The following is a 13,695-nucleotide window of genomic DNA, read 5'->3' on the forward strand; positions in this document are numbered from 1 at the left end:
AAACTTGAAAGCTATGTCAAAATTTGGAGAACTTATCAATGCACAAGTACCGGTATTGATCGATTTTTACACTGATTGGAGCGAACCTTCCGTTTCCATGCATCCGGTTATTAGGGATGTTGCGGCTGCGTTAGGAGATAAAGCGAAAGTGATAAAAATTGATGTGGATAAAAACCAGGAACTGGCTGAAGCACTTCGAATAAAAGGTTTGCCGACATTAATGATTTATAAAGAAGGGCAAATGGTATGGCGTCAATCCGGTGAACTGGATGCGAATACAATAATAGCGCTTGTTCAGGAACAATACTAAGGTAATACGTCAAATCGGAAGCCACGTTCTTTTAAACCTTGGATGGCTTTCGGTAATGCGTGTTCAAGGTTTTGAAATGCTTTCTGGCTATCGTGAAATACGATGATACTTCCCTGACGGGCATTTTGAATTACGTTTTGAATACACTCTTCCGGTGTGACGGTTTTGTCATAATCCATACTAATTACATCCCACATAATAATTTGATAGCCTTGCTTCCGTAGTAAACGGGATTGTAATGGCTTTATTTTGCCGTAAGGCGGACGAAATAGTCTGGTGTTTATTTTGCCTTCTGAATGTTTTATAATGGCTTCTTCGCAGCCTTTTGTATTGCGAATGTACTCGTCATTATTTGTTTTCCATCCTTTTAAATGGTTGTAGGTGTGATTGCCGATACGGTGTCCGTGTGCAATTACTTTTTTAAAAATATCCGGATGTTTGTCGATATTGTTTCCGATGCAGAAAAATGTAGCCGGAATAGCATGGCTGTCCAGAATGTTTAATACCCATTCCGTGATTTCAGGAGTCGGACCGTCATCAAAAGTAAGGTATATGGTGTTTTGGGTATTGGGAATATCCCATACCTGATTAAAAAATATCCTTTTGACAATGTTATTGGTTTTTACCCAGAAGCTCATTTATAATCTGTTATAAAAAAGAATATGCCCATGAATCACGGGCATATCTTGTTTTTTATTATTCCATATCTCTACCGAATCGTTCAAACATTTTGTTATAGCTGTTGAACTTCGTTTTATTCGTGTTGAAGAAATCTTTGTCGTATCGCTTCATGATATCTAGTAGCGCACGATAACGTTCAATATCGGTTACGATATCAACATACATATCGTTTTGTTCTGTCGCTTTTAATCCTTTGTAATACGTCAGGTTTTCCTGGTATTTTTTAGAAAGCTTATTCAGGATATCACGTGCTTTTGCTTGTTCGCCTACTTCATAATAACCGGATGCAAACGGTTCTACGAACGTATAGAATCCGAATTGATCGATAGGCATTTTTTTCATAGCCAAATCAATAATGTTTTTAGCCTTGTCTTTTTTGCCTTCTTCAATTAATTTTTCTGTCAGACGAGCCAGATTTGTACGGTATGAAATACTGTTTTTACGGGTTTCAGGATCGTGATAAACTCTCGGATCACCACTATTGCCCCAATCCCATGACATTACAATTTTGTACATTTTTTCTGTGTCGATATAACCCATATCTAATGGACTGCCATCTTTTGGAAGTGGTGTTTTTACCGGAATTAGTTTGTATACCATTCCATCCAATTCCAGGTAATCTTTCATCCAGATATAATCATCATCGCCAAAGCTTCCTCCGGTAAAGTAAATCGGACGTTTCCAATTGTTGTTGTAAACGATATCCAACATCATTAAACGGTGAATGTATAAGGCACTTCCTTTGATCTCAAGGTCAATGTTAGCTACAATCGAATCATTTAAGGCTGGCGTAACAACTTTATTTTTGATTACAGTTTCTTTGTTTACCGGAATGGTAATCTTATTTGTCGGATAGAAATGGATCTTCTGACCGCTTCTCGGGATCGTAAACAAGGTTCTCTCATCATCACTCTTAATGAAATCGATAAATTGTTTGATATCGATTCGCTCTTTGGTTAACTCCTGGAAGAACATATAATCGCGTTTTCCTTTTACATACTGGTCGTGTGTAAATGAAATCGGTAACGGATCAGAATCATATGCTTTTGATTTCATCTGATCGATATACCAGTCTTGCGTTAATAACTGTGTATTTACAATTCTTACGTCAGTTCGGTAACCTTCAATCTCCTGGGCGTACCAAAGCGGGAAGGTATCGTTATCTCCGATAGTAAATAAAATAGCATTCGGTTCGCAGGAATCCAGATACGCTTTAGCCATTGCAACAGCAGTGTAACGATTAGAACGATCATGGTCATCCCAGTTTTCTTTGGCCATTAATACCGGAGCTGCCAGTAGACAAGCTGTGATAACAACCGGGCCGGCTATTTTCGGTTGTAAATATTTTTTAATTCCGTCATAAATTGCATAAACACCGAATCCAAGCCACATGGCGAAAATATAGAACGATCCTACCAATGCATAATCTCGTTCACGTGGTTCAAAAGGACGTTCGTTTAGGAATACTTTTAAGGCTAAACTGGTAAACAGGAATAATACCAATAAAACATAAAAGCTTTTCAGGTCTTTTTTAGCGTGGAAAACCATTCCGATAATTCCTAAAATAAAAGGCAGGAAGAAATAAGTATTACGAGCCTTGTTGTTAAGTACATCAGACGGTAAGTTGTCTTGCGATCCTAAACGGATTTCATCGATAAATTTGATACCGCTGATCCAGTTTCCGTTTTGTGTGTCGTATTTACCTTGTATGTCGTTTTGACGACCGGTAAAGTTCCACATAAGGTAACGCCAGTACATATAACCAAACTGATATTCGAACATGAATTTCATGTTCTCTGCAAAAGATGGTTTTTCTATGATCAGGTATTCACCATATGATTTTAGGAATTTATCATATTCTTCTAATCCTATCTTTCCGCTGCTGAATGCATTACGGAATTCCGAAACAATCTGTACTAATTCATCCTCGTGTGAATATTCCGGATTAATAGTGAATTTTACAGGACTGGTAAATGTCATATAGTTTACCGCATTATCGGTACTCCACATTCTCGGAAGAAAGCCTTTTTGATCGTCACTGGTATTTTGACGGGCATTAACGTAATTGTTTACGATTTTATAAGTACCGGTTTTGTAATCCCGTTCGTAGTTTGGTTTTTCATCCTGATACGGATTCTCTTCATCCAATCCTACATAACCTTCTGTGAAAAGCGGTCCGTAGAATGTTTTTTGTTCACCGTACTGTTCACGGTTATAGTAAGCTAACACCTCGGCAGCATCCGAAGGTCTGTTTTCGTTGATAACAACATTTGCATTGGCACGAATCGGTAACATCAACCAGGTTGAGAAACCAATTAATACGAAAAGTACACAAAGAAGTAAAGTGTTATATAGTGGTTTTTCTTTTTTGCGGGTATAACGTAAACCGAAATAAAAGAAAAGAACAATCAATAAAGCGGCAAATATGGTTCCGGAGTTAAACGGCAATCCTAATGAATTCACCATAAAGATTTCCATTTTTCCGAAAAAGGCAAGGGTGTAAGGTAATAAGAACTTGAAAACGAAAAACAGAATCACAACAATGATAATGTTGGCGATGATAAAGTTTTTAACGGTAACGGTTTTGTAGTTCTTAAAATAATAAAGTAATCCTAATGACGGAATCGTTAATAAAGCCATAAAGTGAACTCCGAATGATAAACCGATCATTAAGGAGATTAATAAAAGCCAACGATTACCACGCGGTTTGTGCATGTCTTCTTCCCAGCGCAATCCAAGCCAGAATAATACGGCAATAAATAAAGAAGCCATGGCGTATACTTCGGCTTCAGTAGCACTAAACCAGAAACTATCGGAAAAAGTAAAAGCTAATGAGCCTACAAATGCACTTCCTAGTACAACAATAGCATTGCTTGCATTGAATTCGGAATAGCTGGAAACAATTTTTTTCAATATTAGGGTCATCGACCAAAACATAAATAAAATGGTGAAGGCACTTGAGAATACCGACATCATATTTACCATCAAGGCAACTTTATGCGGTCCTGTTGCAAACATTGCAAAGAAAGCTCCGATCATCTGGAATAAAGGGGCTCCCGGCGGGTGACCTACTTCCAGTTTAGCTGAAGTTGCAATATATTCACCACAATCCCAGAAACTTAATGACGGTTCTACGGTGAGTGAATAAGTGATTAAGGCGATTGCAAATGTGAACCATCCTAAGATCGTGTTCCACTTTTTGAAATTAAATGTTACCATATAATACCAGTGTATTTTTTTGTGTATTAAATCTTTTACAAAGAAACTATTTTTTTGGAGAAAGAGGACTGAAAATATTTTTTTAATATTTTTTTATCAAAAGCTTGCATTGTAAAAAAATTGTCCTACATTTGCACTCGGAAATCAGAAATGATGCCGGTTTTAGTGACCCATGGTGTAATGGTAACACAGCTGATTTTGGTTCAGTCGTTCTAGGTTCGAGTCCTAGTGGGTCAACAAAAGTCTCTCAATTTTGAGGGACTTTTTTTATTGTGTAAATTGAGTTTTAAAAGAATTAGTTGGCGATTTTTTCGGTCAAAGAGTATAAGAAAAAAACCTCTCGGAAACGGAGAGGTTTTTTATTTGGTGTTGTTGTCTCGTCCTGAAATAACGATACAAAAAAAAGCGTTATTATGGAAAAACAAACCACTTATGTTAAACGTACCCAAAAAGACTACTCCTTAAGTTTAAAGATTCAGATTACAAAGGAAATTGAATCGGGAGAATTGTCAACTTATGCAGCCCAGAAGAAATATGGTATCCAGGCACGGTCCACAGTTGTGAATTGGCTCAGAAAATATGGTAACTTTGATTGGGAGAACCAAACACCATCAAATATGCCAAAGACACCAGAACAACGAATTATGGAGCTTGAAGCCAAGGTAAAACTTTTGGAAAAGCAGAAAGCTCAGCTTGAAAAACAAAACCATATTTCTGATTCTAAAGCTATTATTTTTGATATGATGATAGACCTTGCGGAAAAGGAATACAATATCGATATTCGAAAAAACTTACCTCCCGGACAATCCAATCCTTTAGTCAAAAAAGGCAGGAAAACATAAGTTTTACCTGTGGTTTGTTCGGGATAAACAGGCAGGTTTATTATCGAAGTATTAAGCGCGCTAAATTCAGAAGAACCTTGGCAGAACAGGTTGTAACACTTGTAAAAGAGCAACGTATAGCTCAACCTCGGTTAGGAACACGTAAACTGTATCATATTCTTATAACTGAACTTAAAGCATTAAAAGTAGGCCGAGATAAGTTTTTTTCTATTTTAAAAGCTAATCATTTATTGATACACCCCAAAAGGAGTTATCATCTTACCACATGGTCACACCATCGTTTTAGAAAACATCCTAACTTGATAAAAGAGCTGGATATTACAAGCCCGGAACAAGTGTGGGTATCAGATATCACCTATATTGGAAAACGAGAAAAGCCTTGTTATCTGAGTTTAATAACTGATGCCTATTCAAAAAAGATAATGGGATATGATGTATCTGATTCTCTCAGTACACAAGGCTGTATCAGAGCCTTAAAAATGGCTCGTAAGAATAGGATATTTAAGTCTGAATCATTGATACATCATTCAGACAGGGGAATACAATATTGTTCGGATGAGTATCAGTATTTATTAAAGAAATACAGTCTAAAATGCAGTATGACACAAAACTCAGATCCGTATGAAAACGCAGTGGCTGAAAGAATAAACGGAATATTAAAACAAGAGTTTAGAATTGATACCTATCATCTTGAACTATATTTAATGAAGAAACTCATAGATGAGATTATTAAAAAATATAACCAGATTAGACCACATTGGTCAAACTATATGCTAACACCTAATCAAATGCATTTACAAAGAAGTATTAAAATAAAAACTTATAAAACAAAAAACAGAAGTAACTCGGAAGCTACTTCTGTCTAAAAAAGCTATTTTTACTAGTATTAATCCTGTATCGTTATTTTAGGACTAGTCATGTTCTTATATTTTGAAAGTTACAACGGCGCGTTTGGCATGATTTACTAAATCTTCGCTGATGCTTCCGTTAAAGAAGTGAGCAAGTCCTTTTCTGCCGTGTGTGCTGATACCGATCAGGTCGGCATTAACGCTTTTAGCAAAGTGTAAAATTCCTTTTTCTACGTTTACATCGTTATAGATATGTGTGGAGTAGTTGCTGATGTCAAAAGAGGCGATAAAGTCGGCTATCATTTTTTCGGCAACTGAAGTTGATTTAAAGTTGTTGGGGGTGTTAACCATTAATAAGTGAATTTTAGCATTGAATTCATTGGCGAATTCTACTACTTTTCGGAATGGTTTTTTGGCTTCATCAGTAAAGTCGGAAGCAAATACGAAATTATTAACCTCGAAATTGTCGGCGTCTTTTTTGATTACCAGTACAGGGATTTCAGAATGGCGTACTACTTTTTCAGTATTGGATCCGATGAACATTTCCTTAAAGCCGTTAGCGCCGTGAGAACCCATAATGATCAGGTCGATTTCATTTTTTCCGGTGATATCAAGAATACCGTCAAAAGCTTTTTCAAGTTTGATGATTTGGGTAACGCTGATTCCGGATAATATAGAAGAATTGGCAATTTCGTCAAGTTTTTCTTCAGCCTTTCTTTTGAAGAAGATGATTTCCGGAATATCATGTCCGCTTCCAATAGCATCACTTCCTTCCTGAGGTAATTCAAGCATGTGGAGTAAAACGATTTCTCCGTTGTTTTTTCTGGCAATTTGAGCCGCTACTTTAAGGGCGTATTCTGCGTGATCGGAAAAATCGGTCGGGACTAAAATTTTTTTCATAATAATGGATGTGTGTTTTTTGGTGTTTTATTTGTTATAAATGTCATTTATAAAGATAGGAAATTAAATTACAATACACAATTGATTTTCAATAATTAAAAAAAATATACTATATTTGCGCCGTTATTTATTAATGAACTAAATAATGAGGGGGCAGTAGGTCCCCTCTTTTTATACTAATATGGCATTTAAAGATAAAGTTAGCGCGTTGCTGGATGAGGGGTTGTCTCAAAAGCCGTCTCTTTTTTTAATTGATTTAACAATTACCGATACTTACAAAATTATTGTAACTTTAGACGGTGATAACGGTGTGAATCTTCAGGATTGTATTGATATCAGCCGGGCTATAGAGCATAATCTGGATCGGGAAGAACAGGATTTTTCACTGGAAGTGGCTTCGGCAGGAGCAACCAGTCCGTTGAAAATCCCGAGACAATACAAAAAGAATATCGGAAGAAAACTGAAAGTAACAACCGCAACCGAGAAAATCGAAGCGGAACTAACAGATGCCAATGATGAATTTGTTGTTTTGGAATGGAAAGCCAGAGAACCAAAGCAAATTGGTAAAGGGAAAGAAACAGTACAGAAAAAAGTAGAAATCCCTTATTCGGATATCAAGGAAGCAATTGTTATAATAACATTTTAAATAAAAAGTTTGCATGGAAAATATTGCATTAATCGAATCGTTTTCAGAATTTAAAGACGATAAACTAATCGACAGAGTTACCTTAATGGCAATTTTAGAAGATGTGTTTAGAAATGCATTGAAGAAGAAATATGGTTCGGATGATAACTTCGATATTATTATAAATCCTGACAAAGGGGATATGGAGATCTGGAGAAACCGTGTGGTGGTAGCCGATGGTGAAGTGGAAGATCCTAACTCGGAAATTTCATTGTCAGAGGCTCGTAAAATTGAGCCGGATTTCGAAGTGGGTGAAGAAGTGTCGGAAGAAGTAAAATTAATTCAATTAGGAAGAAGAGCTATTTTAGCATTGCGTCAAAATCTGATTTCTAAAATTCACGAACACGATAATACCAATCTTTATAAGCAATTTAAAGATTTAATTGGCGATATTTACACGGCAGAAGTGCACCACGTTCGTCCGAAAGCTGTTATCCTTGTGGATGATGAAGGAAATGAAATCGTGTTGCCTAAAGAAAAACAGATTCCGTCTGATTTCTTCCGTAAGGGAGATAACGTACGCGGAATCATTGAAAATGTGGAGTTGAAAGGAAACAAACCACAGATCATCATGTCCAGAACATCTGAAAAATTCCTGGAGAAATTATTCGAACAGGAAATTCCGGAAGTTTTCGACGGATTGATCACTGTGAAAAAAGTGGTGCGTATTCCGGGTGAAAAAGCAAAAGTTGCTGTTGATTCGTATGATGACAGAATTGATCCGGTTGGAGCGTGTGTCGGAATGAAAGGATCACGTATTCATGGAATCGTTCGTGAATTAGGTAATGAAAATATTGATGTAATCAATTATACGGCTAATACGCAATTGTATATTACCAGAGCGTTGAGTCCTGCAAAAGTATCTTCTGTTAAAATTGATGAAGAGAACAAATCGGCTGAAGTGTTCCTGAAACTGGAGGAGGTTTCTAAAGCAATCGGTCGTGGCGGACATAATATTAAATTAGCCGGACAGTTAACCGGATATGAATTGGATGTGATCCGTGAAGGAAATGCTCCGGAAGAAGAGGATGATGTTGAATTAACAGAGTTCTCTGATGAGATCGAAGGATGGGTTATCGAGGAGTTTGCTAAAATCGGATTGGATACGGCGAGAAGTATCTTAAATCAGGATGTGGCCGATTTAGTGAGAAGAACTGACCTTGAAGAAGAAACTATTTTGGAAGTTGTCCGAATCTTAAAAGAAGAATTCGAAGATTAAATACAGGAATAGCACAAACTAACAACAACACACACGCATTACGATAATATTAAAAAGATTATATGTCTGAAGAAAGAGTAATAAGAATAAACAAGGTTTTAAGGGAATTAAACATTTCTCTGGATAGGGCTGTGGACTATTTGAAAGAAAAAGGATATACAATTGAATCCAGTCCGAACGCTAAAATTTCTAATGAGGAATATTCTATCTTGTGCGGTCAATTCTCTGCTGATAAAGGAAAAAAAGTGGCTTCTTTGGAGGTGAGTGAGGAAAAGAAAAAGGAAAAAGAAGCGTTGCGGGTGGAAAGAGAGCGAGAGATGGAAGAAAAACGCAAAGAGGAAGAAAAACAACGTCAGGATGTAATTAAAGCGAAAGTCTCGTTATCGGGGCCGAAAGCTGTTGGTAAAATTGACCTGAACCCTAAAAAAACGGAATCTGTTACCGAAAAACCTTCTTCAGAGGTAGAGGAAATTATACCGGCTCCGGAAGTGAAACCGGTCGTGGAGGAAAAAGTTGTTGAGAAAACACCTGAAGTTACTCCGGATCCTGTTCCGGCAGCTGCACCGGTAGCAGCTCCTGTTGTGGCAGAAGAGCCTAAAGAGGTGGTTCCTGAGAAAAAAGTGGAAAAACAACCGGCTCCTGTTAAAACAGAGGCAGCGGCTGAACCGGCGACTGGGGAAGAAGTGCGTATTGAAACACAATACCAAAAATTGTCAGGTACTACTTTTACCGGACAAATGATTGACCTTTCACAGTTTGAAAAGCCGAAAAAGAAAAAAGAAGAGTTCAAAAAAGACAACAATAAACCGAATACTGGAAATAATTCCAATAATGCCGGTCAGGGTCAGAATTCGAATAATAACAACAATAATAACGCTAAGAACAAGAGAAAGCGTATTCCGCCTAAACCGGGTACTCCTGGAGGTCAACAGGGAGGAAACAATCCGCAACAAGGTGGTAATAATAACAATCGCCAGGGTGGAGGAAATAATCCTAAATTCGGGAATAATAAACCGGGATTCCAGAAAGGAAACCGTCCGGCTATTGTTTCTAAAGTAGAGCCGACAGAGGAAGAGGTTAAAAACCAAATCAAAGAAACTTTGGAAAGACTTCAAGGTAAAGGAAGTAAATCCAAAGCGGCAAAATACAGAAGAGATAAAAGAGAATCACACCGTCAGAAATCGGATGATGAGCAAAGAGCGATCGAAGAAGGAAGCAAAGTACTTAAAGTAACGGAATTCGTTACCGTAGGTGAAATTGCAACCATGATGGATGTGCCGATTACTAAAGTTATCGGAACTTGTATGTCGTTGGGTATCATGGTAACGATGAACCAACGTCTTGATGCTGAAACATTATCGATTGTTGCAGATGAGTTTGGTTATGAAGTAGAATTTATTACTACTGATATCGAAGAAACCATCGAAGTAGTGGAAGATAGACCGGAAGATATGGAATTCCGTGCGCCGATTGTAACAGTAATGGGTCACGTTGACCACGGTAAAACATCTTTACTGGATTACATTCGTAAAACGAATGTAATTGCAGGAGAGTCCGGAGGTATTACACAGCACATCGGAGCGTACGGAGTGAAATTAGATAACGGTCAGCGTATTGCATTCTTAGATACACCGGGTCACGAGGCGTTTACAGCGATGCGTGCACGTGGTGCGCAGGTTACCGATATTGTTATTATCGTAATCGCTGCCGATGATGATATCATGCCGCAAACAAAAGAGGCGATTAGTCACGCGCAGGCTGCTGGAGTACCATTGATTTTTGCAATCAATAAAGTGGATAAGCCAACAGCGAATCCTGAGAAAATTAAAGAAAAATTAGCAGGTATGAACCTTCTTGTTGAAGACTGGGGTGGTAAATACCAATCACATGATATTTCGGCTAAAACCGGATTAGGAGTTAAAGAGTTACTTGAAAAAGTATTACTTGAGGCTGAAATCCTGGATCTTAAAGCAAATCCTAATAAACCGGCTGTTGGAACGGTAGTAGAAGCATTCCTGGATAAAGGACGCGGATATGTGTCGACAGTATTGGTTCAGGCGGGTACATTACGTATCGGAGATTATGTATTGGCTGGTAAACATCATGGTAAAGTGAAAGCGATGCATGATGAAAGAGGGCATAACATTAAAGAAGCAGGACCTTCTACACCAATCTCAATCTTAGGTTTAGACGGTGCGCCGACTGCGGGTGATAAATTTAGTGTATTTGAAGACGAGCGTGAAGCAAAACAAATTGCAGCAAAACGTACGCAATTGTTACGTGAGCAGTCAGTTCGTACTCAGAAACACATTACACTTGCTGAAATCGGACGTCGTATCGCTTTAGGACAGTTTAAAGAATTAAATATTATCCTTAAAGGGGACGTGGATGGATCTGTGGAAGCATTATCAGATTCCTTCTCTAAATTGTCAACTGAAGAAATCCAAATCCGTATCATTCATAAAGGAGTTGGTGCGATTACAGAATCGGATGTATTGTTAGCTTCGGCTTCTGATGCGATTATTATCGGATTTAACGTTCGTCCTTCAGGAAGTGCAAAACAGTTGGCTGATAAAGAAGAAATCGATATCCGTAACTACTCAATCATTTACGATGCTATCGACGACTTGAAAGATGCAATGGAAGGTATGTTGTCACCGGAAATGAAAGAAGAAATTACCGGTACAGCTGAAATTCGTGAGACGTTCAAAATTTCGAAAGTGGGTACAATTGCCGGATGTATGGTTACAGATGGGAAAATCTTCAGAAACTCGAAAATCCGTCTTATTCGCGAAGGTGTGGTAATTTACACTGGAGAATTAGCGACATTGAAACGTTTCAAAGATGATGTAAAAGAAGTTTCGAAAGGGTATGATTGTGGTATTCAGATCAAGAACTACAATGATATTAAAGAATATGACCTTATCGAAGGTTTCCAGGAAGTGGAAGTGAAGAAGAAACTGAAATAATAAAATGCCTGACAGATTTTCAGAGTCTGTCAGGTGTAAAAAAAAAGAAAAGCCCTGCAATTTTGCAGGGCTTTTCTTTTTTAAAACCGGTTTTTTTAGGCAATCGGTTTTGTTTTTTTATTGTTTGTTAGGCTTTATCAGTAAAGCGTTCGGATATTTTTTCTTGATGTCTGTTAAGTTTTTTTCGGCCTCGATACGTGTTTTAAAAGAGCCTACCCAGACTTTATATGTTGGATTGTTATATACGATCGTTCCGTCCGTATTTTTGAATTCTTTTCGGAAATTTACCAGTGTTTTTTTGGCTTCATCATTAGTCCCGTAAAAAATTTGAATTTTATACCGATCGTTAACAGTTATGGAACTGTTTATTTTTCTTTTTTCATTTAGGAGTTGCTCGAATTTTGGATCTTGATCAATGTTAATTTTTTGGCTTTGACCGTGAATGATTGGGCTTAAAAATAAAGCAATTAGAGGTAGAAAATGGTTTTTGTTTATGGATAAGATTCTCATAATGAAGTATGTTTGCTGCAAAAATACGATTATTCCGCTAAAACCAGTGATGGCGGTTTATTTAGAATGGGTATAAATTACAATTAAGACAAATTTAAGGTTTTTTGAATAGTACATAAGTCGTATTTTTGTCGGAGTTTATAAATAAGGTATTTCTTTGCTCCGGTACAGTTCCAGACAAAATCATGCCAAATTTAGTTGATAATCATTTTAACTATGAAAAAAGTGGGTAACCATAAATCGTTTTCAAAGATTTTATTGTTCAGTTTAGCATTTGTGCTATCTTTTTCTTTTACCTCAAACGCTCAGGATGCAGCTGCAGGTAAAGCGCTTTTTAATTCTAATTGTGCCGCTTGTCACAAGTTGGATGCAGCAATGACGGGGCCTGCGCTTCGTGGTGTTACAGAACGACATGATACGGCTTGGTTGCACAAGTGGATTAAAAACAGTTCCGATTTAATTAAATCCGGTGATGCCAAAGCAATTAAGGTATTTGAGGAGAATGACAAGAAAGTAATGACTGCTTTCCCTCAATTGTCTGATGCGGATATCGATAATATCCTGGCGTATACATCACAGCCGAAAGAAGAGCCTAAAGCTGCGGCGGCAGGTGTTCCGGGAGCCGGAGGTGCTGCGCAGGAAGGCGGAGTTTCTAATAATCTGGTACTTGGGGTTTTAGCTGTTGTGTTGGGTATGTTGGTAGCGATGTTGTTATTCGTGAAAAATGTACTGAATAAAATTGCAAAAGCGAATGGTATTGAAGCACCGGTAAAAGAAAAGTCATTACCAATCTGGATTGCTTTCGCAAGAAATCAGTTCTTAGTGTTAGTGTCTGTTATCGTGATGCTTTTGGTAGGAGCGTATTTTATCTATGGTTACTTAATGCAAGTTGGTGTAGATCAAGGGTATGAGCCGATTCAGCCGATTCACTTCTCACATAAAATTCACGCTGGTGATAATGGTATTGATTGTAAATACTGTCACTCTTCTGCAAGAGTTAGTAAAACTTCCGGTATTCCTTCGTTGAATGTTTGTATGAACTGTCATAAAAATATCAATGAATTCCAGGGAGATGCTGATTCTACTTATGTAGAGCATACTAAAGAATTCTACTCTGCTGAAATCCAGAAACTATACGATGCTGTAGGATGGGATAAAACAGCTCAAAAATATACAGGAAAAGTGAAACCTGTTAAGTGGGTTCGTGTTCATAATCTTCCTGATTTTGTATACTTCAACCACTCGCAACACGTATCTGTTGCAGGATTAGAGTGTCAGAAATGTCACGGTCCGGTTGAGACAATGGAAATTATGAGACAACATTCTCCGTTAACTATGGGATGGTGTGTGAACTGTCACAGAGAAACCAATGTTAATGTGGAAGGTAACGAATACTACAAGAAAATCCACGAAGAACTTTCTAAAAAATATGGTGTAGATAAGTTGACTGCTGCACAAATGGGAGGTTTAGAGTGTGGTAAATGTCACTATTAATAAATAAATTTAAGAAGC

11 protein-coding genes and 1 tRNA gene are annotated in these 13,695 nt (G+C 37.6%); 8 read left to right on the forward strand and 4 right to left on the reverse strand.

Annotation, left to right across the window (positions count from 1 at the left end; all coding sequences use genetic code 11):
* Positions 1–13 precede the first annotated feature (13 nt).
* A complete protein-coding gene (locus NOX80_RS05540; protein WP_256552322.1) occupies positions 14–310 on the forward strand; it encodes a thioredoxin family protein in 297 nt (98 codons plus the stop codon).
* Here NOX80_RS05540 and NOX80_RS05545 read toward each other — a convergent pair.
* Together NOX80_RS05545 and NOX80_RS05550 are read right to left on the reverse strand one after the other, a co-directional pair.
* On the reverse strand, positions 307–948 hold the full coding sequence (locus NOX80_RS05545; protein ID WP_256552323.1) for a polysaccharide deacetylase family protein: 642 nt from the start codon (positions 946–948) through the stop codon (positions 307–309). The two genes, NOX80_RS05540 and NOX80_RS05545, sit on opposite strands and share 4 nt — an antisense overlap.
* Positions 949–1,006: 58 nt before the next feature.
* Entirely contained in the window at positions 1,007–4,210 is a 3,204-nt protein-coding gene (locus NOX80_RS05550; protein WP_256552324.1) for a glycosyltransferase family 117 protein, read from the reverse strand.
* Positions 4,211–4,376: 166 nt separating this feature from the next.
* On the opposite strand from NOX80_RS05550, the gene NOX80_RS05555 reads away from it, so the two are divergent.
* The 3 genes from NOX80_RS05555 to NOX80_RS05565 all read left to right on the forward strand — a co-directional run bounded on the left by NOX80_RS05555 (position 4,377) and on the right by NOX80_RS05565 (position 5,918).
* A tRNA-Gln gene (locus tag NOX80_RS05555) sits at positions 4,377–4,447 on the forward strand.
* Between the two features lie 176 nt (positions 4,448–4,623).
* On the forward strand, positions 4,624–5,052 hold the full coding sequence (locus tag NOX80_RS05560; protein ID WP_256549711.1) for a hypothetical protein: 429 nt from the start codon (positions 4,624–4,626) through the stop codon (positions 5,050–5,052).
* Positions 5,053–5,066: 14 nt separating this feature from the next.
* Complete coding sequence (locus NOX80_RS05565) at positions 5,067–5,918, forward strand: IS3 family transposase (protein ID WP_256549712.1); 852 nt, start codon at positions 5,067–5,069, stop codon at positions 5,916–5,918.
* Positions 5,919–5,975: 57 nt separating this feature from the next.
* On the opposite strand, the gene NOX80_RS05570 is transcribed toward NOX80_RS05565, so the two are convergent.
* Positions 5,976–6,800, reverse strand: a complete 825-nt coding sequence (locus NOX80_RS05570; RefSeq protein ID WP_256552325.1) for a universal stress protein — start codon at positions 6,798–6,800, stop codon at positions 5,976–5,978.
* Positions 6,801–6,981: 181 nt separating this feature from the next.
* Between NOX80_RS05570 and rimP the strand changes: the two genes are divergently transcribed.
* From rimP to infB, 3 genes are all read left to right on the forward strand, one after another.
* On the forward strand, positions 6,982–7,446 hold the full coding sequence (gene rimP / locus NOX80_RS05575; RefSeq protein WP_256552326.1) for a ribosome assembly cofactor RimP: 465 nt from the start codon (positions 6,982–6,984) through the stop codon (positions 7,444–7,446).
* 13 nt (positions 7,447–7,459) lie between these two features.
* A complete protein-coding gene (gene nusA / locus NOX80_RS05580; protein WP_256552327.1) occupies positions 7,460–8,704 on the forward strand; it encodes a transcription termination factor NusA in 1,245 nt (414 codons plus the stop codon).
* A gap of 62 nt (positions 8,705–8,766) precedes the next feature.
* Positions 8,767–11,673 carry a translation initiation factor IF-2 gene (gene infB, locus NOX80_RS05585; RefSeq protein WP_256552328.1) on the forward strand — a complete coding sequence of 969 codons (2,907 nt, stop codon included), beginning with the start codon at positions 8,767–8,769 and terminating at the stop codon, positions 11,671–11,673.
* A gap of 117 nt (positions 11,674–11,790) precedes the next feature.
* Here the strand turns inward: infB and NOX80_RS05590 are convergent, their stop codons facing one another.
* Complete coding sequence (locus NOX80_RS05590; RefSeq protein WP_256552329.1) at positions 11,791–12,183, reverse strand: SPOR domain-containing protein; 393 nt, start codon at positions 12,181–12,183, stop codon at positions 11,791–11,793.
* A 216-nt stretch (positions 12,184–12,399) separates the two neighbouring features.
* Here NOX80_RS05590 and NOX80_RS05595 point away from each other — a divergent pair, with 216 nt between their 5' ends.
* Positions 12,400–13,677 carry a c-type cytochrome gene (locus NOX80_RS05595; RefSeq protein WP_256552330.1) on the forward strand — a complete coding sequence of 426 codons (1,278 nt, stop codon included), beginning with the start codon at positions 12,400–12,402 and terminating at the stop codon, positions 13,675–13,677.
* Positions 13,678–13,695: the final 18 nt, after the last annotated feature.

Source organism: Flavobacterium cerinum (genome assembly GCF_024496085.1).
GTDB lineage: Bacteria > Bacteroidota > Bacteroidia > Flavobacteriales > Flavobacteriaceae > Flavobacterium > Flavobacterium cerinum_A.

Coding starts and splice junctions, on each gene's coding strand:
- NOX80_RS05590 (WP_256552329.1), bottom strand. CDS start 12,183: ATGAGAATCTTATCCATAAACAAAAACCATTTTCTACCTCTAATTGCT.
- nusA (WP_256552327.1), top strand. CDS start 7,460: ATGGAAAATATTGCATTAATCGAATCGTTTTCAGAATTTAAAGACGAT.
- NOX80_RS05570 (WP_256552325.1), bottom strand. CDS start 6,800: ATGAAAAAAATTTTAGTCCCGACCGATTTTTCCGATCACGCAGAATAC.
- NOX80_RS05550 (WP_256552324.1), bottom strand. CDS start 4,210: ATGGTAACATTTAATTTCAAAAAGTGGAACACGATCTTAGGATGGTTC.
- NOX80_RS05595 (WP_256552330.1), top strand. CDS start 12,400: ATGAAAAAAGTGGGTAACCATAAATCGTTTTCAAAGATTTTATTGTTC.
- infB (WP_256552328.1), top strand. CDS start 8,767: ATGTCTGAAGAAAGAGTAATAAGAATAAACAAGGTTTTAAGGGAATTA.
- NOX80_RS05545 (WP_256552323.1), bottom strand. CDS start 948: ATGAGCTTCTGGGTAAAAACCAATAACATTGTCAAAAGGATATTTTTT.
- NOX80_RS05560 (WP_256549711.1), top strand. CDS start 4,624: ATGGAAAAACAAACCACTTATGTTAAACGTACCCAAAAAGACTACTCC.
- NOX80_RS05540 (WP_256552322.1), top strand. CDS start 14: ATGTCAAAATTTGGAGAACTTATCAATGCACAAGTACCGGTATTGATC.
- rimP (WP_256552326.1), top strand. CDS start 6,982: ATGGCATTTAAAGATAAAGTTAGCGCGTTGCTGGATGAGGGGTTGTCT.